This window comes from Paenibacillus sp. 32O-W (assembly GCF_007679495.1).
Classification (GTDB): Bacteria; Bacillota; Bacilli; order Paenibacillales; family NBRC-103111; genus Paenibacillus_L; species Paenibacillus_L residui.
The window spans coordinates 1-25183 of sequence record NZ_VEGP01000003.1; the positions used below are offsets into that span (position 1 = coordinate 1).

Sequence of the window (25183 nt, forward strand, 5' to 3'; positions counted from 1 at the left end):
ACCTGTACAAAATACAGTTAGATGTGCCGCTCCGCTTGCAACGATGCCTGCAGACGGTAAAATAGACGGATTTTCAATGTAGTTTCCATATTTCGCTACAGAGGTGTAAACTAACTGTATGAAATCCAGTTAAACGCTCCATTCCGCTTGCACGGAATCAGCAGAAAATGGACGTCTTTTCAAGGTAATCGTCCAAGCCGTAAAAGCGTCCCGGTACTGTCAAAGAAGGCACCATCAGAAGGTGAAAATGATGGCTGTTGGCGTAACAAGCGGTCGCTCGTCCATAAAATGCTCCGACAGGAGTTTTTCTCGTCGCATTCCCTTTTGTTCAATACCAAATGTTGCTATAATGTATTCAATTCATTGATTTAGAAGATAAGGGGGACATTTCGATGGCATCAGAGCATTCCTTCGACGTAACTTCCAAGATGGATATGCAGGAGTTAAATAATGCGATTAACCAAACGGAGAAAGAGCTGGCCAACCGGTTCGACTTCAAGGGAAGCAGGAGCAGTCTTTCGCTGGAGAAGGATCAATTAGTAGTTATTTCCGACGATGAGTTTAAGCTTAAGGCGGTTATCGATATCCTTCAATCCAAGATGGCGAAGAGAGGCATTTCTCTGAAAAATCTGGAATTCGGTAAAATTGAGCCGGCCGCCCAGAGCACCGTACGTCAGTCCATTGCCTTAAAGCAAGGGATCGATCAGGCCAGCGCCAAGAAGATTAATACGATGATCAAGGATTCCAAGCTGAAGGTAAGCAGTCAGATTCAAGGAGACCAGATTCGCGTATCCGGTAAAAACAAGGATGACTTGCAGAAGGTCATTCAATTGCTGAAGCAAGCCGATCTGCCGCTGGATCTGCAATTTGTAAACTTCCGTTAAACCGCTCTTTCCGCGAGGAGAGCGGTTAAGTATCGTTTTGACACCGTAAATTACATTATATTATACTTAAAGGATAAGGATTGGAAGTCCGGTGATGCAATGAACGGAGAAACAAGTTTGGAACAGGGCTTGGCGGATGCCGCAGCTTGGCGGGAAGCGCTTCGATACGACAGCATGTCCTTAACGATAGAGACAGGTTGGATGACCAAACTTGGCCCGAAATGTAAATAACTCACCGAACTTTTAGGAAAAGGTACTGGAGGCTTACGAATGTCTGAGAAGGTAATGGTGGTTACACTTGGCTGTGAGAAAAATATGGTCGATTCGGAGATTATGTCCGGATTGGTTCATGAACGGGGTTATTCTCTCGTAGACAACAAAGAGGAAGCCACAGTAATCATTGTCAATACATGCGGCTTTATCGATGCGGCTAAGGAAGAATCCGTCAACACGATTTTAGATATGGCGGATTTGAAGCATACCGCCAATTTGAAAGCGTTGGTCGTATCCGGATGCTTGACTCAGCGGTACAAGGAAGAATTAATGAAAGAAATGCCGGAGATCGACGGTATTGTCGGAACGGGAGATTTTATCAATATAAACGATATTATTGATGAAGCTCTGGCCGGCAAGAAGCCGATTATGGTCGGCAATCCGGTCTTCAATTATGAGAAGATTCTGCCGCGGCGGGTCGGCACTCCACGTTATACCGCATATGTGAAGATTGCCGAAGGATGCGATAACGCTTGCACTTTCTGCAGCATCCCGATCATGAGGGGGAAATTCCGCAGCCGCAGCATAGAGTCCATTCTTGCGGAAGTCACTCAATTGGCCGAGCAAGGGGTTAAAGAAATCAGCCTTATCGCTCAGGACTCTACCAATTACGGCACAGATTTGTACGAACAATTCATGCTGCCGGAGCTCTTGAATAAGGTGAGCGAAGTGCCGGGGATTGAATGGGTGCGGCTTCATTATGCCTACCCTGGATTTTTCACGGATGAATTAATAGAGACGATTGCCACCAATCCGAAAATATGCAAGTATATCGATCTGCCTTTGCAGCACAGTGAAGACAGGATTTTAAAGAGAATGAGAAGGCCGGGAAGACAGAAGGATTCCCGCGAGCTGATACGCAAGATCCGCGACCGCATCCCGGAGGTTGCACTGAGAACGTCAATCATCGTCGGCTTCCCGGGGGAAACGGAAGAGGATTTCGCCAACTTGGTCAAATTTATTGAAGAGGTGGAGTTTGACCGGTTAGGTGTGTTTACTTATTCCAAGGAAGAGGATACCCCAGCCTCCAGGCTGCCGGATCAGGTGCCGGAGGATGTTAAGGAATATAGAGCCAATACGCTGATGGAGATACAGAGACGAATTTCAGAACGAAGAAACGGACGAAGAATCGGCGAGGAACTGGACGTGCTGATCGAACGGTATGACGGACGCAATGACGTCTATATCGGGCGTTCCCAATATGACGCTCCGGAAATCGACGGAGAGGTCTTTGTCACGAATTGTCAGGTCAATATCGGAGAGTTGGTTAAAGTGCGCATTTCCCATTCGATGGAATATGATCTATCCGGGGAGGCTATTGCATGAACTTAGCCAACCGAATAACGCTGGCTAGGATATTTCTAGTCCCGATTATCGTTTTTTTTCTGTTGGTTAACATCAAAATGCCGCAAATCGAGATCGAATCCTTCAGCATCACCTATAACCAAATCATTGCTGTCCTGATTTTCATAGTAGCGGCCAGTACGGACAGCTTGGACGGTTATATCGCCCGCAAGAGAAAGCTGGTCACCAACCTGGGGAAGCTTCTGGACCCCCTTGCGGATAAGCTGTTGGTTTCTGCCGTGCTCGTCTCTCTTGTAGAGATGGGGAAGCTCGATGCCTGGATTGCGATCGTTATCATCAGCAGAGAGTTTGCGATAACCGGACTGCGGCAAATTGCTGCGCTTCAGGGACTGGTCGTAGCGGCGGACAAATGGGGAAAGTGGAAGACGGGAGTCCAAATTACGGCGATTATTGCACTTCTCGTTAACAACTTCCCGTTTGCGTTTATCGGTTTTCCGTTTGATGTTATAGCCAGTTGGGTGGCTGCTATTCTCACCATCTATTCGGGGATTCATTATTTCATTCGAAATAAACATGTCCTCGAGCTATCTGCGGAAGAATAACAAAGGCTCCTTGGGGAGCCTTTCTTTTGCCATTGGACGCATACAGCGTTAGGAGGAGTAAGGATGAAAGCGGAGATAATTGCAGTTGGAACCGAGCTTTTATTAGGGCAAATAGTAAATACGAACGCTCAATATTTATCTCAACAATGTGCAGCTTTGGGAATAGATATTTATTTCCAAACGGTTGTAGGGGACAACGAGGGCCGGCTGCGGCAGGCGCTGGATACCGCCAGACAGAGGGCGGATCTGATCATTTGCACCGGAGGGCTTGGGCCTACGAAGGATGATTTGACCAAGGATGTGCTGGCGGCATTTACCGGGAAAGAATTGATCATGCATGAGCCGTCGCTGGACAAAATCAAGTCCATGTTTCGCGATCGCGGCCTGGCCATGGCGGAAAGCAATGCGAGACAGGCGCTGATGCTGACGGACAGCGATCCTTTGATCAACGATAACGGGCTGGCTGTTGGAGTCGCACTGACCCATGAGGGAACCCATTACATGCTGCTGCCTGGTCCTCCGCGTGAAATGAAGCTTATGTTTGACACTTACGGCACCTCTTGGCTCTCTCGCCTTGCGGACGGCAGAGGGGCATTATATTCCCAAATGTTAAAATTTGCGGGAATCGGGGAGTCGGCCTTGGAGAAGGAGCTGCTGGATCTGATTGAAGCTCAGCAGGATCCGACGATTGCCCCGTATGCCAAGGAAGGGGAGGTCACCGTGCGTCTGACAACCCGTGCTGCTACGGAGGAAGAAGCGAATTCGAAGCTTAAGCCGGTGGAGGAAGAGATTCGCCGCCGATTGGGCAAGCATCTCTATGCAACTGAAGATAAGCCGATTGAGCAGATCATCTACGAGCAGCTTAAGGAGAGGGGAATGACCCTGTCTGCAGCGGAAAGCTGCACCGGCGGTTTGATAAGCGATTTGATTACTTCCGTACCGGATAGCTCCTCGGTGTTTAGCGGCAGTATCGTCAGCTACACTAATGCTGTCAAGGAAACCATCCTTCAAGTGCCCGCCGGTTTATTGGAGGGGCCTGAGGCTCCGGGTGCGATCAGCAAGGAAACCGCAGAAGCGATGGCCGGGAAAGTGCGGGAGCTGTTGGGTACGGATTATGCTCTGTCGGTTACCGGCATCGCCGGCCCCGGGTCGGCGGAAGGGAAGCCGGTGGGGCTGGTCTATATCGGCTTGGCCGAGCGCGGGAAACCGACTACGGTCGTGGAAGGCCGCTATTCCGGGACCCGGGAGCTGATTAAATTAAGAGCTGCCAAAGCCGCTCTATATTTGCTCTGGCAAAGACTTCAAGAGCGATAAGAGGGTGCATAATCTCTTCGATTTGCGTTTAGTTACTGTGCCTTCCGTTAGTTTTAAAAAGACGAGATTTCTTCGAGAATAGCGTTCTTGCGGTCCGTTTGTTAAACTAGGTGCTGGAAACAAGGCAGGGTAACATTTTGGTTCCAGTTATCCCGCGTTTGACCGGAGCTGTCATTACTGGCTCCAAAGTGCAAGCTCGGCTTCTGCAACATTTCTGTTGATTTCAATTCAATTTACCTGTATACTTCTATGTAATAGTCTATGAGCGGAAGCACCGCAGCGGGAGAGTCTAACTCTTTGCTGCGGTTTTTTTTGTTTCTGCTCGGCAGGCCTGCCAGGATTAATCGGGCTCCATTCTGAGCGCATCTACGCATGATGATTGTTACTACCCGCAAGGTGCATGTAATAACGGCCGCTTAGTATAACTGCAATTAAGTACCGAACTTCATTCGAACCATACTGACATCACCAAGTGTCATGCGGAAAAGAGAAGCCTTGACTGTTTAGTTAGGCATGTCCTCTCGTAGATGTGCGATACTCTTCTTGAATAAAAAAACGAATATATGTTCGAAAAACTACTTGGCAGGGAGCCCAAAAAGAGGTATCATAGAACTATATTAACAGAAGGAAGTGATTGGTTTGTCAGATCGGCGTGCAGCGTTAGACATGGCATTGAGAAATATAGAGAAGATGTTCGGCAAGGGATCCATCATGAAGTTGGGAGAATCGACTCACATGCAGGTTGAGACGGTTCCGAGCGGATCTCTCGCACTGGATTTGGCGTTGGGAATAGGCGGCTTCCCGAGAGGAAGAATTATTGAAGTATACGGACCGGAATCGTCTGGTAAGACGACCGTAGCTCTGCACGCCATTGCCGAAGTACAGAAGATCGGCGGTCAGGCAGCTTTCATCGACGCGGAGCATGCATTGGACCCCCAGTATGCCAAGAAGCTGGGAATTAATATAGACGAATTGCTGCTTTCTCAGCCGGATACCGGTGAGCAGGCACTGGAGATCGCGGAAGCGCTGGTTCGCAGCGGAGCCGTCGATATTATCGTCGTAGACTCGGTAGCCGCATTGGTTCCGAAGGCTGAGATTGAAGGAGAGATGGGGGATTCCCATGTCGGCCTGCAAGCCCGCCTGATGTCTCAGGCGCTGCGTAAGCTGTCCGGTGCGATTAACAAGTCGAAGGTTATCGCCATCTTTATCAACCAGCTTCGTGAGAAAGTAGGGGTTATGTTCGGAAATCCGGAGGTTACTCCCGGAGGAAGAGCGTTGAAATTCTACTCCACGATCCGGCTTGATGTTCGCCGGGTGGAGACGTTGAAGCAAGGGAACGACATGATCGGGAACCGCACCCGGATTAAAGTCGTGAAGAATAAAGTTGCTCCCCCCTTCAAACAAGCCGATATCGACATTATGTATGGAGAAGGTATTTCCCGGGAGGGCAGCATTATCGATATCGGAACGGAAATGGATATTATCGATAAGAGCGGTGCCTGGTACTCCTATGAGAATGAACGTCTTGGACAAGGCCGGGAGAATGCAAAGCAGTACTTGCGGGATAATCCTCAGATTGCAGAGGCTATTGAGCGTAAAATTCGCGACTCCAGCAATTTAGGTCCGGTTATTTCCTCCTCAGAGGAAGAGGACGATGAAGACTTTGAACTAACACTTGAAAACTGATTCATCTACCGCACCTTAAGGGTGCGGTTTTCTTTGCAATGTTGACATTTTATAATTTGGCCATCCGTAAAGTATTCCGCAAAGAAAACTTTAGTTGGCCATTAGTGTTTTTCATAAGGAGGATCCCCATGATTTTGAATTCCGAAGAGGGGATCACTTTGGCTTGAATTCCGAAGAGGGGATCACTTTGGCTTGAGAGAGAATTAGTTAGGCTAGGCGTCCAAAGATACCTGAATGTTTATACATAATTTCCGAGAGCTTCGCAAAGGACTCTGTATAAGCTTCGAAGGCTATTTGTGGGGTTATTTCATAAGGAGGCAGGGATGGACCAGAAACATTCGATCATAACGCGGGTCGAGAAGCAAAAGAGACATCCGCGATACAACATATATATAAATGAAGAATATGCGTTCGCCGCACATGAGGATCTGGTTATTAAACATAGATTGCTTAAAGGAGCCAGCCTGGAGGCGGAGCTAATCCGACAAATCATCCAGGAGGAGGAGCTGCATCAGGCCTATCTTTATGCGATTCGCGTCATCGGCCGGCGACCGCATTCTGCGTATGAAATCAAGGAAAAGCTGAAGACGAAAGGTTATGACGGTGTTACGGCAAACACTGTTTTGGAAAAACTGATTCATCAGCGGTACGTCAACGATTTGGACTTTGCCAAAGCATGGGTAGAGCATAGAGTTCGCATGCAGAAAAAAGGAGCAAGGTGGGTGCGTCACGAGCTCCGGCAAAAAGGAGTCAGCCAAGAAAATGTGGAGAAAGCAATGGCCGATTTGGACCGTGATGCAGAATGGGAAGCGGCTGTGCAATTGGGAGACAAGAAATGGCGGCAGACAAAAGGAGAACCTCGCGATAAAAAACGAAAGGTTGCGGCTTATTTATTAAGAAGGGGATATTCCTCCGCAATCGTTAAGAGGGTCGTAAATACATTAATTAATCGGGATTCAGAGGATGAAGCAACAGAAACTATATTTAATGATGATGATTATTAATGAAGTTAAATATATTTTTTTATCCGGCAACCGGCGTCTTTATTGGAAAGTACCATAATATACTTCGCCTAAGAGAGCTCTCCTTGCTTGACAAGCTTTCTTGACAAAAGATAAAATAACTATGTATATTTTTCTATTCAACCTGGTTCTAGAACGAATCAGGAAATGGGAAAGTAAACCCGCCAATTTTACTTGAACACTGCCAAAGGAAATCGTTTGAATTCCACAACATCCATGTTGTACCAATTATTAAAGCCCCGTTAATTCGGGAATGCTCTCTACCAACAGCTGGATGAACACGCTTAACGAATTGAAACAATTGGGTTAAAAACCGAATGAATTCACCCCAAGCTAATCCCTTGGAGGAATCAACGAGGAGGTGAACAAGATGGGCTCTTCAACGATCCTATGGGCCGTGATCTCACTCGTTGTTGGACTTCTTCTGGGAGCTGGGATTGGCTATTTTGTCCGCAAATCTCTCGCAGAAGCTAAGATTTCGAGTGCTGAACACGCTGCCCAACAGATCATGGAAAACGCCAGAAAAGATGCGGAAGCCCAGAAGAAAGAATCGATTCTGGAAGCCAAGGATGAAATTCATAAACTAAGGGCAGAAGCAGAGAAAGAAATTCGTGACCGCAGAAACGAAACGTCTCGCCAGGAAAGACGATTACAGCAAAAAGAAGAATCGTTGGATAAAAAACTGGAATCTCTGGAGCGTAAAGAGGAACAGGTTGCCAACAAAGAAAAGCGGATCGAAGAAACGCAAGCACAAATTGATCAATTATATAGAGATCAAGTGACCGAGCTGGAGCGAATTTCCAACTTGACGATGGAAGAAGCCAGATCGATCATCCTATCTGGAGTAGAGCAGGAGGTTCGTCATGAAACTGCTCAACTGATTAAGGATATTGAGCTTCAGGCCAAAGAAGAAGGAGATAAGAGAGCCAGGGAAATCATTACGCTTGCGATTCAGCGTTGTGCGGCTGACCATGTAGCCGAAACGACCGTATCTGTCGTCTCTCTTCCGAACGAAGAGATGAAAGGCAGAATCATCGGGCGTGAAGGAAGGAACATCCGAGCTTTGGAGACGCTGACCGGAATCGACTTGATTATTGACGATACTCCGGAGGCGGTCATCTTGTCCGGATTCGATCCGATTCGCCGGGAGATTGCCCGGACGGCATTGGAGAAGCTGGTTGCAGATGGACGGATTCATCCGGCACGGATTGAAGAAATGGTTGAGAAGTCCCGCAAGGAAGTGGACGAACGCATCCGCGAGTACGGAGAACAGGCAACGTTCGAGACGGGAGTACATGGCCTGCATCCTGATTTGATCAAGATTTTGGGACGGTTAAAATTCAGAACAAGCTATGGACAGAATGTGCTGAAGCATTCTATGGAAGTAGCTTACCTGGCTGGTCTGATGGCAGGAGAATTGGGAGAAGATGTAACTTTGGCGAAGCGGGCCGGATTGCTTCATGATATCGGCAAGGCACTGGATCATGAGGTAGAAGGCTCCCATGTAGAGATTGGTGTGGAAATTGGTAAGAAGTACAAAGAGCATCCTGTCGTGATTAACAGCATAGCTTCCCACCATGGGGACTGCGAAGCGACATCAGTCATCGCGATGCTGGTTGGGGCGGCAGACGCTTTATCCGCGGCCCGACCGGGTGCAAGGAGAGAAACGCTCGAAACGTATATTAAACGTTTGGAGAAACTGGAGGAAATATCGGAATCGTTCGATGGGGTGGAGAAATCATACGCCATTCAAGCGGGCCGTGAAATCCGGGTTATGGTTCAGCCGGAGAACGTGGATGATACGGAAGCGTTCCGTCTGGCCAGAGACATTACGAAGAAAATCGAAAATGAGCTCGATTACCCGGGGCATATTAAAGTTACGGTCATTCGTGAAACGAGGGCCGTGGAATACGCCAAATAAATGGCAAAGGCAAAAAGTGGCTATATAAAGCCACTTTTTGCATATTATTTTGGAGAATAGGGAGGAAAATATTATCAAAGTCGTCTTTATTGGAGATATTGTCGGATCCGTAGGTCGTAAAGCTGTGAAAGAAATGATGCCCTATGTAAGAAAAAAATGGCGTCCTGACTTCATTATTGCCAATGGGGAGAATGCGGCCGGCGGTAGGGGAATTACTAAACAGATAGCCCATGATTTGTTCGAGCAGGGCGTGCACGGAATTACGATGGGCAACCATACTTGGGATAACAAAGACATCTTCGACTTTATCGATAATGAACCGCGATTGGTCAGACCGGCAAATTTTCCGGAAGGGACCCCGGGCAGAGGGACGGCCGTGCTGAAAGCGGACGGGAAAGAGCTGGCTATTATCAACCTGCAGGGGAGAACGTTCCTGCCTCCCTTGGACTGCCCTTTTCAGAAGGCCGATGAGCTGGTTAAGCAGGTGGCCAAGAAGACCAAGCATATTCTTGTCGATTTTCACGCTGAAGCGACCTCTGAGAAGATAGCGATGGGCTGGCATCTGGACGGCAAGGTATCGGCAGTTGTCGGCACCCATACCCATGTACAGAGTCATGATGAACGGATATTGCCCCAAGGTACCGCATATGTCACCGATGTCGGCATGGTCGGCCCGCGGGACGGAATTCTCGGCATGGAACGAACGGCCGTGCTGCAAAAATTCAAGACACAGCTTCCGGTTCGATTTCAAGTGGATGAAGGGAAATGGCATTTCCACGCCGTATACCTGGAAATAAATTCACAAACCGGGTTAGCCGACCGTATTGAGCTCATCCGCTACTATGAAGATCAGCTTTTGATGGAATAGTCAAACGATTCGATATAATTTGAAAATTTAAACCTCCGATAGCAGGAATTTTTGACAGCATTCTCGAATAAGATGGGTACTGGAATCAATCCATCATTCCTGAGGAGGTACTTTTCATGGAAGTATTAAAAGTTTCAGCAAAATCCAATCCAAATTCCGTCGCCGGAGCGCTGGCCGGAGTGCTTCGCGAACGCGGGGCTGCCGAGCTTCAAGCCATCGGTGCGGGAGCTTTGAACCAAGCCATCAAAGCCGTGGCTATCGCAAGAGGATTTGTTGCGCCGAGTGGAGTGGATTTGATTTGTATTCCAGCGTTTACCGATATTGTCATTGACGGCGAGGACCGGACGGCCATTAAGCTTATTGTCGAACCAAGGTGAACCTGTGCTAACGGAAAGCGGCCATGCGATAAATTATTGCCTGTTTACTTACGGTAGACAGGTTTTTTGTAGCTATTATTTTGGACATTCATTCTAAGAAAAGGGGAGGATGTCAGCGGATGAGCATAATCGATACGCATTGCGACCTTCTATACAAAATGTTTTTGGATAGAAAGGTGCAATTTGCGGAAGGGAATGGAGACGCCGATGTTTCCTACACCAGGCTGGTTAAAGCGGGCGTCGTCCTTCAATGGTTTGCCATTTATTTGCCGGACAACCCTGCGTATTATTCGTTCGATCATGTATTGACCTGCATTGATTTGTTTCGCACCCGAATTGCCGCCTGCCCCCAGGTTGAATTTATCAAGAGCCGCCAAGATTTCGATAAATTGCTGAAAGATAAGCGGAAGCTGGGAGCCATGCTCACGCTGGAAGGGGTCGAAGGACTCGCCGCCAACATGGGCAACTTGCGAACGGCTTATGATTTGGGAGTGCGGAGCATAGGAATTACATGGAATCATGCCAATTGGGCGGCTGATGGAGTAGGGGAACCGCGGCAAGGAGGATTCACTGTCCGTGGCAAGCAATTCATTAACGAATGTGACCGTCTTGGAATCATTTTGGATGTTTCTCATCTGTCGGAGAAAGCTTTCTGGGAGCTTTGCGAACAGTCTTCCCGCCCGTTTATCGCTTCTCATTCCAACGCCTACCGTATATGCCCACATGTGCGTAACCTGAAGGATGATCAAATTCGGACAATCATTGAGAAGAACGGCAGAATAGGCATAACCTTCGTACCGGCCTTCGTTCGTGCAGAGCATCCCCAGATCAAGGATCTTCTTCTGCATATCGAGCATATTTGCTCATTGGGCGGGGAGAATTGCGTCGGCTTTGGCTCGGATTTCGACGGTACCGATCTTAAAATTCCCGGATTGGAGAATCCCGCGCATTATTGTCAGCTGGTGGATGAACTTCATAAGCGGTACACGACCGAACAGGCGGAGCGGTTTCTGTCCGGAAATTGGAAAACCTATCTGCTCAAGAACCTGCCGGAATAGAGTAGAGAATGAAATATCGTTCTAATTTCGATATGCATTTGATCGAAAATAACTATTTAAAGCGTTGTTTGTCGCCCCTTGCTTTTTGGCAATTAAAGGCGTAAAATTGGGTGAGCGCATTATAATCTTTTTTGCCGACTTGTAAAGTTAAAATTATATTAACAGCGACCTTGCTCTGTTTAATGGCCAGAGAACGGCCGATCCGGAAAGGTTGGGACATCTTGAGAAACAGCATCATTAGGATGCTTTTTTTGTCATAATTTTGTGATGATACAGTGATGAGCTAAAAGGGGTGGACCTTGTGATTGATCAATTGTCTTGGAAGATTGGGGGACAACAAGGCGAAGGCGTGGAGAGCACGGACCGGATTTTCTCTACCGCATTGAACCGACTAGGTTATTATTTGTACGGATACCGCCACTTTTCCTCACGGATTAAGGGCGGCCATACCAATAACAAGATTCGGATCAGCACGAAGCCGATTCGGGCTATTTCGGATGATCTGGATATTCTGGTTGCCTTCGATCAGGAGAGTATTGATTTAAACGCTGCGGAGCTTCGCCCGAACGGGGTTGTGGTGGCTGACGCCAAATTCAACCCGGTTATCCCGGACGGAGTTTCTGCGCGTTTATTTGCCGTTCCGATAACGGCGATTGCTGAAGAGCTGGGAACCTCTCTGATGAAGAACATGGTAGCCTCCGGCGCTTCCTGGGCTCTGCTGGGGCTTCCGCTAGACGTATTCAACAAAGCGGTTGAAGAAGAGTTTGGCCGTAAGGGAGCCGCGGTCGTAGAGAAGAACCTGGAAGCGGTCAAGCGTGGGGCCGACTTCATTCTGGATCAAGCCGGAGGTCCTCTGCCGGAATTTCAGCTAGCTCCGGCCGACGGCAAGCAGAAGCTGTTCATGATCGGCAACGATGCCATCGCTTTGGGCGCATTGGCGGCAGGCTGCCGATTTATGCCGGCTTATCCCATCACCCCCGCTTCCGAGATTATGGAATATTTGATCAAGGCACTGCCTAAATTCGGCGGCACGGTCATCCAGACGGAGGATGAGATAGCTGCCGTATCGATGGCTATCGGAGCCAATTACGGCGGAGTCCGCTCCATGACCGCTTCCGCAGGTCCCGGCTTGTCTCTCATGATGGAGGCGATCGGACTGGCCGGCATGACCGAGACGCCTGTTGTTATTGTGGATACTCAGCGCGGCGGTCCGTCCACGGGCTTGCCGACCAAGCAGGAGCAAAGCGATGTTAATGCGATGATCTACGGCACCCATGGGGAAATTCCGAAGATCGTCATCGCTCCCAGCACCGTTGAGGAATGCTTCTACGACATGATTCAGGCATTCAACCTGGCCGAGAAGTACCAGTGTCCGGTCATTGTCATGACCGATTTGCAGTTAAGCATGGGTAAGCAATCCGCAGAGCCTCTGGACTATAACCGGATAGTCATTGATCGCGGAAACCTGCTCCGGGATGTGCCGGAACGTGAAGACGGCACCCTATTCAAACGTTACGCTGTAACGGAGGATGGCATTTCTCCAAGGGTTCTGCCTGGAATCAAGAATGGAATTCACCATGTTACCGGTGTGGAGCATGATGAGGTAGGGCGTCCTTCGGAGAGCCCCGTCAACCGCAAGAAGATGATGGAGAAACGGATGGAAAAGCTGAAGCATATCAAGGTGGAGCAGCCGATTCATGTGGATGCGCCGCATGAAGATGCGGATATGCTGATCATCGGAATGGGCTCCACTGGAGGAACGATTGACGAAGCTCGCGGCAGACTTGCATCCGAAGGGATCAAGAGCAATCATTTAACAGTCCGCTTGCTGCATCCGTTCCCGGTTGATGAGCTCAGACCACATATTGAGAAGGCAAGTAAAATCGTCGTCGTTGAAAATAACGCTACGGGGCAGCTTGCGTCGCTTATTAAGCTGCATTTTGGCTGCGCCGACAAAATTCATAACGTGTTGAAATATAATGGCAATCCGTTCCTTCCGTCGGAAATTCATAAAGAATGCAAGGGGCTGATCGCATGGCAACATTAAAAGATTTTCGAAATAACGTTAAGCCAAACTGGTGTCCCGGGTGCGGCGATTTCTCCGTACAAGCCTCTATTCAACGGGCTGCCGCCAATTTGGGGCTGGAGCCGGAGCAGCTGGCTATCGTATCCGGGATCGGATGCTCCGGCCGGATCTCCGGATATATTAACGCTTACGGATTCCATGGCACGCACGGAAGGGCGCTGCCGATCGCGCAAGGCTTGAAGATGGCCAACCGCGATCTGACCGTTGTGGCGGCGGGAGGAGACGGAGACGGATTTGCCATTGGCATGGGCCATACCATTCATGCCATTCGCCGCAACATCGATATCACTTATATCGTAATGGACAACCAAATTTATGGCTTGACCAAGGGCCAGCCCTCCCCGCGCAGCGCGGAAGGCTTCAAGACGAAAGGTGCCCCTCATGGTGCTATCGAAATCGCGCTGGCTCCCTTGGAGTTGGCATTGGCCGCAGGTGCAACCTTCGTCGCTCAATCCTTCTCCAGCAACTTGAAGCAGTTGACATCATTAATCGAGCAGGCCATCAATCATAAAGGATTCGCATTTCTGAACGTATTTAGCCCTTGTGTCACATTCAACAAAATCAATACCTACGATTGGTTCAAGCAAAATATTGTAGAGATTGATGATATTCCGGATTATGATCCGTCCAACCGGGCGATGGCCATGATGAAGCTGATGGAAACGAACGGCATGCTTACGGGCCTGATCTATCAAGATACCAACAAGAAGAGCTATGCCGATATGGTCACCGGATTCAAAGAGGAGCCGTTGGCGCATCAGGACCTCAAAATTAGCGAAGAAGACTTTGACAAGCTGCTGGCGGAATTCAAATAATTTTACGGATAATTTATTTACAAGGTTACCGGGCTCATGATTTGGCTTGCCGATCATGAGCCTTTTTTAGCATTCCGATGTCACGGCTTTGGCAAAAAATTTGTTCCTTTTTTGTCTTCGTATACGGTACAATGGTATAATGGATTGGATAAGATTTTGATGAGAGGAAGAGCTGTATAATGAATAACCAGCCGAAGGCAACCGAGAAGGATTATTCCATATACTTTCAGCCCCCCTCTTTGAAGGAAGCCAAGAAACGCGGGAAGGAAGAAGTCAAGGTTCACTATGATTTCTCCATTCCGGAATCGTTGAAGGGCTTCGGGGAAGGCAAGTTTTATATGATCCGTACTTACGGATGTCAGATGAACGAGCATGACACTGAAACGATGAAGGGAATGCTCGATCTGATGGGCTTTCAGTCTACGGAGGATAAGCTGGAGGCGGACGTTATTCTGCTGAATACTTGTGCCATTCGCGAGAATGCCGAAGACAAGGTATTCGGAGAATTGGGGCATCTGAAATCCTTGAAGGCGGAGAAGCCGTCGCTTATTCTTGGAGTCTGCGGATGTATGTCTCAGGAAGAAGCGGTTGTTAACCGGATCATGCAGAAGCATCCTTTCGTCGATATGATTTTCGGGACCCATAATATCCACCGTTTGCCAAACCTGCTGCAGGATGCAACCTTCAGTAAAGAAATGGTCGTGGAGGTATGGTCCAAGGAAGGGGATATCATCGAGAACCTTCCGAAGAGACGCGAAGGGGTCCGGGCTTGGGTTAACATTATGTATGGCTGTGACAAGTTCTGTACGTACTGTATCGTTCCATATACACGCGGTAAGGAACGGAGCCGCCGCCCGCAGGATGTGCTTGCCGAGGTTCGTGATCTGGCCCGGAAGGGATTCCAGGAGATCACTCTGCTTGGCCAGAATGTGAATGCCTACGGGAAGGATTTTGAGGATATCGAGTATTCATTCGGAGATCTAATGAATGATATCCATAAGATCGATATTCCCAGAGTCCGTTTCACCACTTCCCATCCGCGGGATTTCGACGATCATCTGATTAAGGTGCTGAGCCAGAAGGGAAATCTAATGGAGCATATCCATTTGCCGGTTCAGTCGGGCAGCTCGCAAATTTTGAAGAAGATGAGCCGCAAGTATACACGGGAAGGCTATCTTGAGCTGGTCCGCAAAATAAGAGAAGCTATTCCGGACGTAGTTCTCACAACGGATATCATTGTCGGATTCCCGGGTGAAACAGATGAGCAATTTGAGGAAACAATGTCTCTGGTTAAAGAAGTAGGCTTTGATTCCGCATTTACGTTTATCTATTCCCCCAGGGATGGGACTCCGGCCGCAGCCATGAAGGATGACGTGCCTGAATCCGTGAAGAAAGAGCGGCTTTACCGTTTGAACGAGCTCATGACGGAGCTTAGCAAGAAGAGCAACGACAAGCTGTTGGGTCAAGTTGTAGAGGTGCTTGTCGAAGGAGAAAGCAAGACGAATCCGGATGTGCTCTCCGCCCGGACACGCACGAACAAGCTTGTGCATTTTGCCGGAACCCGGGATCTGATTGGGAAACGGGTTCACGTTCGCGTGGTCGAAACACAGACATGGCTGGTTAAAGGGGAATTGGTGCCCGATTCCGTCCGCACCGCCATATAGATAATGTGCCTGCATTATTACGAACAAGGGGATGAATTTGATGAGCGGAAAGGCTCGTGTTCTTAAGAACGGGATGCATCAATACGATACTAAAGATTTGATTATACGGGATGATATTATGGAGAAGGCCAAAGAGCTGGCCGCATTGATCTCCACATCAACAGAGGTTCAATATTACAAAAAAGCAGAGATGCAAATCCGCAATAACGATCATGTGCAGAGCTTGATTAAACAAATCAAGAAAAAACAAAAAGAGGCCGTAGCCTTCGAAAAGACATTTCGCAACCCGGAAATGGTCAAGAAAATCGAAGGAGAAATCGAAGCACTGCAAAATGAGCTTGATGGGATTCCTATCGTAAGTCAATTTCAACAAACTCAGCATGATATCAACTACCTGCTTCAAATGATTATGGGGGTCGTCAGAGACACGGTATCCCAGAAAATTGAAGTGGAACAGGCGCAAGCGGAGGAGCCTGCTAACTGCAGTGATTAAGAAGAAGTTTCCGGATGAACCGGACAGCACTTAAAGGAGGTTTGCCCTTCTCTTTAGGTGCTGTTTTCTATTGTTGGAGAGGAGTGGAAGGATGGGCGGCGCGGATCAACAAGCCCTGCTGTACAAATTGAATGAACGCCCCAAAGGAACGGTGCTTTGGTTGTCCGCCATTCAATGGTTTATTTTCATGCTGGCAAATTTTATTACCGTTCCGCTTGTTCTGGGGCTTACTCTGGGCTTAAGCGGGGAGGAAATATCGTTCTACACCAGCCGGACGCTGTTTCTGTGCGGGTTGATCGGGGCAATCCAGGTCATGTTCGGACACCGGCTCCCGATTATAGAGGGGCCTGCCGGAATGTGGTGGGGAGTTTTCCTGGTGCTAATCACTATGAACATGCAGATGGGAGGCACGACGCAAACTTTGCTGGCCGAGCTGGAGATGGGCCTTATCGTGAGCTCATTAGTGTTTATCCTGTTGGCTGTATTCCGGCTGCTTAACCGGTTAAGGGCGTTGTTTACACCTGTCGTTACCGGCACTTTCCTTGTATTGCTGAGTATGCAGGTTTCGAAATCATTAGTGGAGGGAGTTCTCGGAATCGGATACGAGGGGAGCGACCAGGTGATTCCGAAGATCGTTCTACTCTCTCTTCTGCTGATTTCATTCACGGTCGGAATCATGATGAAGGCTAAAGGGATGCTTCAAAGCATGGCGGTATTGATCGGTTTAGGCACCGGCTGGCTGCTATACGCCCTTCTCGGGATGGTGCGATTCCCGGAGGAGCAGGCTCCATGGGCAGCTTTGCCGCAGGTATTCCCCTTCGGGGTCCCGCAATGGAATACTGGAATTGTCATAACCTGCGTCATTACGTCGGCGATCTTGCTGTCCAACCTGATCGCGAGTATACAGGTGTTCGCCTCGGCCGCTGATGAGAAGGTGACCGATTCCATGATCAACAGAGGCTCCTTCATGACAGGAATCGGAACGCTGCTGGCCGGCCTGTTCGGCACGGTTGCGGCGGTGCCATTGACGGCCGCAGCCAGTATGGTCGTTCTTACCCGTATTGCTTCGAGGCTGCCCTTCCTGCTGGCGTCCATCGGATTTATCGTGCTGGGCCTTCTACCCAGAGTGGGGCAATGGCTGAGCACCATTCCGCAGCCGGTAGGCTACGCTATTCTGTTTACCGTATTCGGGCAGTTGCTCGGGTTCGGACTTAGAGATTATAAACGGATGGAATTGAACTTGAAGGACCTGTTCATCATTGGATTTTCTCTGCTGTCAGGCGTAGGCCTTATGTTCGTGCCGGGTTCGGCTTGGGCGAATCTGCCTTCGGTGTTCGGCTATATTGTTGGAAACGGATTGATTGTTGGAGTCACTCTGTCCATAGTGTTGGAGCACGTTGTGTTTAAACGAAAACAACAGGCGGAGTAATTATTACTCGCTTATCGTATTTCAGTGTAGTGCTGAAGCGATTTAAAGACAGATTTTATTCCTTAATGAAGAAGGACCGGGATCATCACATCCCGGTCCTTCTTGTGAGAGAGGCCGCGCGAAAAAGGTTAGCCGACACACTGTCAGGTTGCAGAAGAATATTTCGAAGGCTATGCCACACTTAGTAAGGCATTCAATGCATGCTAACGGTTCTAACTTCATTCACTTCCTGAATCAAGGTCATTAATTGCTGCAGAGTAAGGTGGCTCGGAAGACGGACCACCATTTCCAGCTCGATGACCGGGTCCTCTTTCTTGGACCATTTCTCGGCCTGGAAGTTAAGAATGGCGATGCTCTTGTCGGCCAGAATCCGCTGCAGGGATTCAACAGCTCCCGGTTGGTCTTCCATACGGACCACCAATTGCTCAGTCTTGGGTCCTTCCAGCCAATTAAAGCGGCCGTGCAGCAGAACCTGCGCAATGAGAATCAACACGGTTACGCTGATTCCGATCCAATACAGCCCCGCCCCTATGGCCATGCCAATTCCGGAGGTAGCCCAGATGCCGGCCGCGGTGGTCAAGCTCTTAACGGTTTGGCGCTGAAGGAAGATCATTCCGGCCCCCTAAAAACTGACGCCGCTAACGACTTGGGCGGCAATACGGGAAGGATCCAGACTTAAATTATCCCAGCCGATCTGATCCTGAAACCCGTATTTGGAGACGAGAATCATCAATGCAGCGCCTACAGATACCATAAAATGAGTTCGTATCCCCGCATCCTTCATCCGGTTTTTCCTCTCATATCCAATGAGAGCCCCGCATATTCCGGCAACCGTAAGGCGGAGGAGGGATGCTGCCAGCATGTTCATCACTTCCTTTTGCACAAGATATAGAATTCAAATATACGTCCGACGGGTCAGAAAAAGAACAGACAGGGCGATGACGAAGGAATGGTTAGTATTATACTATAAAATGTAAAAAGGAATAAAGGAAAGAAAAAGGGTTGGCTTCTTCAGCTTGGTGTGAGAGCTATACCACAGATAAGCTATAATAAGAAATAACGGCAACCTCTATTATGGCTCAAAGCCTATTTTTGCAACCGTGTTTACAAGAGATCGATATTCATACACAATATAGCAAATAAAGGGAAATTCTTCTATTCGATTGTTTTCCGGAACTCGTTCCAAAACTATTTAATGAAGGAGGCCGCAAGGTGGATACCATTCCGGATCATTTGCAGAATGGCTTGAAGATTCTGTTCGTGGGATATAATCCGAGCCTGAAATCAGGCGAAACCGGACACCATTATGCCAATCCGAATAACCGTTTCTGGAGAGTGCTGTTTGCCGCCGGGTTAACTTCCAGATTATATTCCCCGGAAGAGGATGGAAAATTGCTCGAGCTCGGGTATGGCTTTACCAATATCGTGGAGCGGCCGACCAGGACGGCGGCGGAAATCGGGAAGGAGGAGTATGAGGAAGGACGTCTTAAGCTGCGTGTCAAAATTGAAAAATATCGGCCGCAGATCGTTTGTTTTGTCGGCAAAGGGGTCTATCAGCAATACAGCGGGAAAAAGAGCGTCTCCTGGGGAGTCCAGACGGAAGCGTCTGTCCCCGGAGTCGTTGATTTCGTAGCCCCTTCAACGAGCGGGCTTGTACGAATGAGCCTGGAGGAATTGACCGCAGTATTCCATCAGTTGAAGAAGCACCTATAGCACTGAACAAAAATCCAAAGACGCCAAAAAGAAAGGAAGAAGAGAAATGAAAGTAGGAGTCATTTCCGACACACATATGCCCCGTTTTGCGAAGCAGCTGCCGAAAGCGGTAAGAGAAGGACTCGAAGGAGTAGACTTAATCCTCCATGCAGGGGATTGGCAATCGATGTGGGTATATGACGAATTAAGCCTGATCGCGCCTGTGGAAGGAGTTGCCGGCAACACGGACGGCTGGGATATTTATGACCGGTTTGGCCGCCGGAAGGTTATTCAGCTTGGCGGATTCAAGATCGGTCTCGTTCACGGGGACGGCGTCGGCAAGACGACGGAAATCCGGGCATTCGAAGCTTTTAAGGAAGATGCCGTCGATGCGGTCATCTTCGGACATTCGCATGTTCCACTCAATATTAGGCATGAAGGGGTATTGCTGTTTAATCCCGGTTCCCCGACGGACAAGCGCAGGCAGCCGTTATATTCGTTCGGACTAATGACGCTCGGGGAAGAAATCAAGGCCGAACACGTCTTTTTTGAAAGCAAGGATTATAAGAACTAAGGCGGCCAATCCGGATGGGGCTATTCTATTTGGCGATGACAACATAGAACCTATTGCCATTTCCGATATGAATAAAATCTCGTCCTGCCAAATATTAGTTATAGAGTAGGCCTGTTTTACGGCCGATATTCACCGGGAAAAGAAAAATTGTAAATAATATTCTTAGTTGATATTTTATATTGAAATATTATTTCCCGGTGTTATAATTGTATCAACTGAAAGCGATGACAAAACGGTACCGGAAGCTTACGAGAACGGCTTCTTGCTTCAAGTCATTGGTTAAGACCAGTTGTAAGAAAAGGATGTGGCAGAAAATGAATTCGCATCTTCGTTATTCCGCGCAGCCGAACACAATCTATGGGTTGACGGCCGCTTTTCGCCTGTTGGACGATGAAGTGGACAGAGGGGAGATTCCAGGAGGGGTCGCTCTGGTCACTCATCAGGGCAAAGTAGCCGGCTCCTATGCCGCCGGATATGCCGTCGATCATGGCGGGGAGAAGGTAAGGGCCGAGGAAACGACGATATACGATTGTGCTTCCTTGACGAAGGTTACGGTAACCCTTCCTTTAGTGCTGCAGAGCATAGGTTATGGACTGGTTCGGCTGGATGATCCGGTGGCCCGGTTCCTGCCCGAATTCGGAACGAACGGGAAAGAGCATATTACGATCAGGCATCTGTTGATTCATACCTCGGGACTGCCGGCGCATCAGAAATTTTACCTGCATGGCTGGACACCGGAGGAGATCATCGGAGCCATTTGCAGACTCCCTCTGGAATACAAGTCCGATTCGAAAATCGTGTACAGCGACCTCGGGTATATGCTTCTGGGGCATATCGCTGCCCAAGTATTTGGAGATTCCCTGGATCGGGTGGCCAGCGAGCAGATTTTCAATCCGTTGGGCATGAAGGACACCGCATACTGCCCTCCGGAAGATTGGAAGCCGCGGATAGCGGCTACCGAATACACTGAGCTGCTGGAACGATGCAAAAGAGGCGAGGTTCACGATGAGAACGCCTATGCGATGGGAGGAATTAGCGGTCACGCCGGTTTATTCTCCACCGCAGGCGATCTGGCAAAGTACGCCATGATGTGGCTGAACGGAGGACGAACGGAAGACGGCCGCGCGGTGATTCCCGAGGCTTGCGTCCAAGTATCTATAGGGACCCATACCCGTGCATTATCCGGCCGCAGAGGGCTGGGCTGGGTGTTGAAGGGTGACAAAATGGATGTATCCGGTGATCTATTCTCGGATTCCGCCTATGGCCATACCGGATTTACGGGAGTCAGCCTGACGATAGACCCGGAGCGTGACATCAGCGCCATTCTGCTGACCAACCGGGTGCATTACGGAAGAGACAAATCGGTGGCCCGGTTAAGAGCATGCTTTCATAATGCGGTTGCAGCATCCTTTTGACCCAACATTCGCGGAACATTCTTACCCCACAGTCTTTCAGAAGAGGTTCGGAAATAATAGGAGGCCATAACCTATGATCGCTTACCGAAGCTATAAGCCTGGAGACGAATCGTCCATTGTTGAACTCTGGAACCGGTGTTTGACTTGCGACCCGGTGACCGACGAGAGATTTCGCAATCTCGTGCTGCTTGACGCCAATTTTGACCCCGAAGGCCTGCGAGTGGCACAATCCGGCGACCGCCTGCTCGGCTGCGTCTATGCCGTTCGCCGTCTTCTCCCAATGCATGGAACGGATTTGGAGCCTTCCTCCGGATGGATCCCGTTCTTCTTCGTGGCTCCCGAGGCCAGGCGGCAAGGGGTCGGGACCCGGCTGTTGAATGAAGGCTTGCTATGGCTGCAATCTTTGCAGCGGACGCAGGTCTATTTTGCGTCGTATGCGCCCAATTATATCGTTCCGGGCTTGGATGAAGCCCATTATCCGGAAGGCTATGCATTCTTGCTGCACAACGGGTTTACCCGGCTCTATTCGCCGGTGGCGATGGATTATTCGCTGGTCGGGCTGAGCGTGCCGGAGGACGTTTCGGTTCTGAAGCAGAAGCGGATGGAGGAAGGGTATGTGTTCCGCCAGGCGCAGGACAGGGACTTATATGAACTTATTCAGTTCGCCACGGGTGTTTTCAATCCGGATTGGGGAAGAGCGATTCGGGAGGGGGTGCTTCGCGGCCTTCCGTTGTCCAATATCCATATTGTGCGAGACCGCGGCAAGCTGGTCGGTTTCAGCATGCATGGCGGGTATGAGGGCGTCGCCGAGCGCTTCGGTCCTTTCGGGGTAGACCCTGGCCAGCAGGGCAAGGGTTTGGGCAAAATTCTGCTGTACGATTGTCTGGTATCCATGAGGGCTCAGGGACTGCATGGGGCGTGGTTTCTCTGGACGGGAGAACAAACCGCCGCAGGCCATTTGTATAAAAAAACGGGCTTTACGGTCACCCGAACCTTCCATGTCATGTCCAAACCTCTATAGGACATTATCCAAATAATATATCGTAAAGGAGAATGAGAACGATGAGCGGTGAGAAGAAATCCCATATTTTGGCGATTAGCGCACATGCGGGGGATATGGATCTGACGGCGGGCGCGGTGTTGACCAAATATACCCAGGAAGGCCATAAAGTGACGATGCTGCACCTGACACCAGGGGAGAAGGGGCATCCCCGGCTTACCCCCGATGAATACCGCAAGCAAAAAATCGAAGAGGCTTATCAATTCGCGGACATTATTGGTGCTGAGGTGCGTTTTTTTGACTATAAGGATGCCGAGCTGCCGGTGGACGAAAAAATTAAATACGAGGTAGCGGACGTTATACGGGAGGTGAAGCCGGACATCATTATTACCCATTGGAAAGACAGCATACATAAAGATCATTCCAACACTTATTCCATCGTACAGGATGCGCATTTTTACGCCGCGTTAAAAACGATTGAAAGAGAGCTTCCGGCCCACTATACCCGACGCATGTATTTCGCCGAGAATTGGGAGGATATGGAGGGGTTCGAGCCGGAGGTCTTCGTCGATATTCCCGAGGATGCTTTCGAGACGTGGGTCAAGGGCATGAATGCCTACGCTTTTGCACGGGGTGAAACCTACGGATTCCCATACATTGAATATTATAAGGCGTTAACGATCGTGCGGGGAGCCCCGGTCAATTTCAAACGGGCCCAGGCGTTCGCCGTGCCCAAAGGAGCTTTGAACAGACGTTCCCAATGGCTGGATTGATCAGCTTATAATTTTATGGAGTACTAAAGATAGAAGCGTTTTCCAGACATAAAAGGTTGCTCCCGGGAACTGGCAATGAAAAGTCAAAAAACGGCCCATTTTCCGTTCTTCATAGGGGCCGTTTTTTCTGTATAATATTAAAGGCGGATTGTTTAACTGGAAAGGAAGAGAGTTGGAGAATGAAGATTCTAGGAGCAATAGAAGCGGGGGGGACGAAGTTTGTCTGCGGGATCGGTACCGAGTCCGGGGAAATTTTGGACAAGGTCAGTTTTCCGACGACTACTCCGAATGAAACCTTGGCTCAGGTGGAGGAGTATTTCCGTAACAAGACTATAGCCGCACTTGGAATCGGTTCCTTCGGTCCCATTGACCCGCGTCCGGGAAGCCCGACTTACGGTTATGTCACAAGCACCCCGAAGCCGCATTGGGGCGGTTTTAATCTTCTGGGAGAGCTCCGCAAGCATTTCGATGTTCCGATAGGCTTCGATACGGACGTGAATGGAGCCGTACTAGGCGAGGCCAAATTCGGGGCGGCCCGGGGGCTGGATAATTGCCTGTACATAACGGTTGGAACGGGAATCGGGGCAGGGGCTTTGGTCAACGGTCAGCTCATCCATGGCCTGTCGCATCCGGAAATGGGGCATATTATCGTACGCAGACACCCGCAGGACCAGTATGAAGGACATTGTCCCTATCATAAGGACTGCCTGGAAGGATTAGCCGCGGGACCGGCGATAGAGGCGCGCTGGGGTGTGAAGGGATCGGAGCTGGGAACCGATCACCTGGCTTGGGCTATCGAGGCCGATTATCTGGCCCAGGCCCTCGTTAATTACATTCTCATACTGGCCCCGCAGAAGATCATTATGGGAGGCGGCGTCATGAAGCAGCAGCAGTTATTTCCTCTTGTCCGCAGCCGGCTTCTTGAATGGCTTAACGGCTATGTCCAGCATGAGGCCGTTCTGAACGCTGCGGAGGATTACATTGTGCCGCCTGGTCTGGGAGATAACGCGGGCCTCTGTGGAGCATTGGCTCTCGCTGCGCAAGCATGACCTGGAGACAGGAGCGCAATCGGCAATGACTAATCAAATGGGATATGTATTTCTGCCGATTCGGGCGACCGCGGGACGATAACCTGCCGAGACCCGGTACAAGTATAAGTATCCGGGGTTGGTAGCCTGGTTCAATAAATGAGCGCTGCGGGTGGCCCCGCGCCGGCGATGCCGGTTCAGTGACATAATGATACCGGCCGCATCTCTTATCCCGATCCCATGGCCGAAATACAGCCCGTTGCCGAGATTGACGGCATTCTCCCCCTGCCACTCCGGCTTCAAGGGGTCAACATCGGGATTGTCGAAATAAAGCACGTCTGCCGGGAGGAATTCGCTTGTACGCACGGTGCGGACGGCCAAATCTCTGTCGTATTCCCAGCTAAACAGGTAGAGGTTGGCAAACAGCCGATCGAACAACTCGTCCGGAATGACGTTCAGTACCGCTTTGTAGTATAGAATGATGATGGCTGTTGCACATTCGAATGAGTACAGATGACCATTCCAATAAATATCCCGAATGGCTGCGGAGGGGCGGACATTGCCGCGCAGCCGGAATCCTCCTTGCGGGGTCAGTATCCAATAAGCCGGATTGCAGCGGGAATTGTCGAAGTCGGCAAAGCTGACATTGCTTTGTTCCATGCCGATGGATTCGTCCATAATGGAAATCCTCAGCCGGATTTCAAACTCCAGTTCTTCCGGTCTGGTATACGAATAGACCGTTTGGTGAGCAGCCATTTGGGACAAAATATGGTGTGCGGGAGCCGTCTGGCTCCAGTGCGCCGGCAGACGGTTTGGATCAACATGTACTCCAGCAATTGAAATCATGGGCTTCCTCCGGATATAATGATAGTGTTTAACAAATCATATGTGGAGGACCGTTATT

The 25183-nt window shown here is 49.5% G+C and carries 23 protein-coding genes and 1 pseudogene; 22 read left to right on the forward strand and 2 right to left on the reverse strand.

All coding sequences use genetic code 11. The features are described 5' to 3' along the window. Positions 1–392 precede the first annotated feature (392 nt). The 16 genes from FS806_RS01715 to FS806_RS01785 all read left to right on the forward strand — a co-directional run bounded on the left by FS806_RS01715 (position 393) and on the right by FS806_RS01785 (position 17797). Complete coding sequence (locus tag FS806_RS01715) at positions 393–884, forward strand: YajQ family cyclic di-GMP-binding protein (RefSeq protein WP_144932554.1); 492 nt, start codon at positions 393–395, stop codon at positions 882–884. Between the two features lie 99 nt (positions 885–983). Continuing rightward, entirely contained in the window at positions 984–1115 is a 132-nt protein-coding gene (locus FS806_RS26510; RefSeq protein ID WP_260981945.1) for a hypothetical protein, read from the forward strand. Between the two features lie 39 nt (positions 1116–1154). Beyond that, positions 1155–2483: a 30S ribosomal protein S12 methylthiotransferase RimO gene (gene rimO / locus FS806_RS01720; protein ID WP_144932556.1), complete on the forward strand. Its 1329-nt coding sequence runs from the start codon at positions 1155–1157 to the stop codon at positions 2481–2483. After that, a complete protein-coding gene (pgsA, locus tag FS806_RS01725; protein ID WP_144932558.1) occupies positions 2480–3064 on the forward strand; it encodes a CDP-diacylglycerol--glycerol-3-phosphate 3-phosphatidyltransferase in 585 nt (194 codons plus the stop codon). Before rimO ends, pgsA begins: the two co-directional genes overlap by 4 nt. Positions 3065–3127: 63 nt before the next feature. Further along, entirely contained in the window at positions 3128–4378 is a 1251-nt protein-coding gene (locus tag FS806_RS01730; protein WP_144932560.1) for a competence/damage-inducible protein A, read from the forward strand. 639 nt (positions 4379–5017) lie between these two features. Further along, complete coding sequence (recA, locus tag FS806_RS01735) at positions 5018–6064, forward strand: recombinase RecA (RefSeq protein WP_144932562.1); 1047 nt, start codon at positions 5018–5020, stop codon at positions 6062–6064. A 323-nt stretch (positions 6065–6387) separates the two neighbouring features. Beyond that, complete coding sequence (locus FS806_RS01740) at positions 6388–7068, forward strand: regulatory protein RecX (protein WP_144932564.1); 681 nt, start codon at positions 6388–6390, stop codon at positions 7066–7068. A 388-nt stretch (positions 7069–7456) separates the two neighbouring features. Beyond that, positions 7457–9007: a ribonuclease Y gene (gene rny, locus FS806_RS01745; RefSeq protein WP_144932566.1), complete on the forward strand. Its 1551-nt coding sequence runs from the start codon at positions 7457–7459 to the stop codon at positions 9005–9007. Positions 9008–9080: 73 nt separating this feature from the next. Beyond that, entirely contained in the window at positions 9081–9875 is a 795-nt protein-coding gene (locus tag FS806_RS01750; protein ID WP_144932785.1) for a TIGR00282 family metallophosphoesterase, read from the forward strand. A gap of 116 nt (positions 9876–9991) precedes the next feature. After that, positions 9992–10252, forward strand: a complete 261-nt coding sequence (locus tag FS806_RS01755; protein WP_006286829.1) for a stage V sporulation protein S — start codon at positions 9992–9994, stop codon at positions 10250–10252. 119 nt (positions 10253–10371) lie between these two features. Then, positions 10372–11310 (forward strand): dipeptidase, encoded by a 939-nt coding sequence (locus FS806_RS01760; RefSeq protein WP_144932568.1) that lies wholly within the window; start codon positions 10372–10374, stop codon positions 11308–11310. Between the two features lie 301 nt (positions 11311–11611). Beyond that, entirely contained in the window at positions 11612–13357 is a 1746-nt protein-coding gene (locus FS806_RS01765) for a 2-oxoacid:acceptor oxidoreductase subunit alpha (protein WP_144932570.1), read from the forward strand. Further along, positions 13345–14211: a 2-oxoacid:ferredoxin oxidoreductase subunit beta gene (locus FS806_RS01770; protein WP_144932572.1), complete on the forward strand. Its 867-nt coding sequence runs from the start codon at positions 13345–13347 to the stop codon at positions 14209–14211. The genes FS806_RS01765 and FS806_RS01770 overlap by 13 nt, the downstream gene beginning before the upstream one ends. Before the next feature lie 179 nt (positions 14212–14390). Continuing rightward, on the forward strand, positions 14391–15875 hold the full coding sequence (gene miaB / locus FS806_RS01775; protein ID WP_144932574.1) for a tRNA (N6-isopentenyl adenosine(37)-C2)-methylthiotransferase MiaB: 1485 nt from the start codon (positions 14391–14393) through the stop codon (positions 15873–15875). Positions 15876–15915: 40 nt separating this feature from the next. Further along, complete coding sequence (locus tag FS806_RS01780) at positions 15916–16368, forward strand: YlbF/YmcA family competence regulator (protein WP_144932577.1); 453 nt, start codon at positions 15916–15918, stop codon at positions 16366–16368. A 91-nt stretch (positions 16369–16459) separates the two neighbouring features. Beyond that, positions 16460–17797 (forward strand): purine/pyrimidine permease, encoded by a 1338-nt coding sequence (locus FS806_RS01785; protein WP_144932579.1) that lies wholly within the window; start codon positions 16460–16462, stop codon positions 17795–17797. Between the two features lie 193 nt (positions 17798–17990). On the opposite strand, the pseudogene FS806_RS01790 reads toward FS806_RS01785, so the two are convergent. Beyond that, a pseudogene (locus FS806_RS01790) lies at positions 17991–18665 on the reverse strand (MgtC/SapB family protein). A gap of 344 nt (positions 18666–19009) precedes the next feature. On the opposite strand from FS806_RS01790, the gene mug reads away from it, so the two are divergent. The 6 genes from mug to FS806_RS01820 all read left to right on the forward strand — a co-directional run bounded on the left by mug (position 19010) and on the right by FS806_RS01820 (position 24300). Beyond that, the gene (mug, locus tag FS806_RS01795; protein ID WP_144932581.1) at positions 19010–19510 is read left to right on the forward strand and encodes a G/U mismatch-specific DNA glycosylase; all 501 of its coding nucleotides are present in this window, start codon (positions 19010–19012) and stop codon (positions 19508–19510) included. A 46-nt stretch (positions 19511–19556) separates the two neighbouring features. Next, complete coding sequence (locus FS806_RS01800) at positions 19557–20063, forward strand: metallophosphoesterase family protein (RefSeq protein ID WP_144932583.1); 507 nt, start codon at positions 19557–19559, stop codon at positions 20061–20063. Positions 20064–20377: 314 nt separating this feature from the next. Beyond that, on the forward strand, positions 20378–21478 hold the full coding sequence (locus tag FS806_RS01805) for a serine hydrolase domain-containing protein (RefSeq protein WP_144932585.1): 1101 nt from the start codon (positions 20378–20380) through the stop codon (positions 21476–21478). 73 nt (positions 21479–21551) lie between these two features. Next, positions 21552–22499, forward strand: coding sequence for a GNAT family N-acetyltransferase (locus FS806_RS01810; RefSeq protein ID WP_144932587.1), 948 nt, complete (start codon positions 21552–21554; stop codon positions 22497–22499). Between the two features lie 41 nt (positions 22500–22540). Next, a complete protein-coding gene (locus FS806_RS01815; RefSeq protein ID WP_144932589.1) occupies positions 22541–23251 on the forward strand; it encodes a PIG-L deacetylase family protein in 711 nt (236 codons plus the stop codon). A 179-nt stretch (positions 23252–23430) separates the two neighbouring features. Then, a complete protein-coding gene (locus FS806_RS01820) occupies positions 23431–24300 on the forward strand; it encodes an ROK family protein (protein WP_144932591.1) in 870 nt (289 codons plus the stop codon). 33 nt (positions 24301–24333) lie between these two features. Here the strand turns inward: FS806_RS01820 and FS806_RS01825 are convergent, their stop codons facing one another. Then, entirely contained in the window at positions 24334–25125 is a 792-nt protein-coding gene (locus tag FS806_RS01825; RefSeq protein ID WP_144932593.1) for a protein-glutamine gamma-glutamyltransferase, read from the reverse strand. Positions 25126–25183 lie beyond the last annotated feature (58 nt).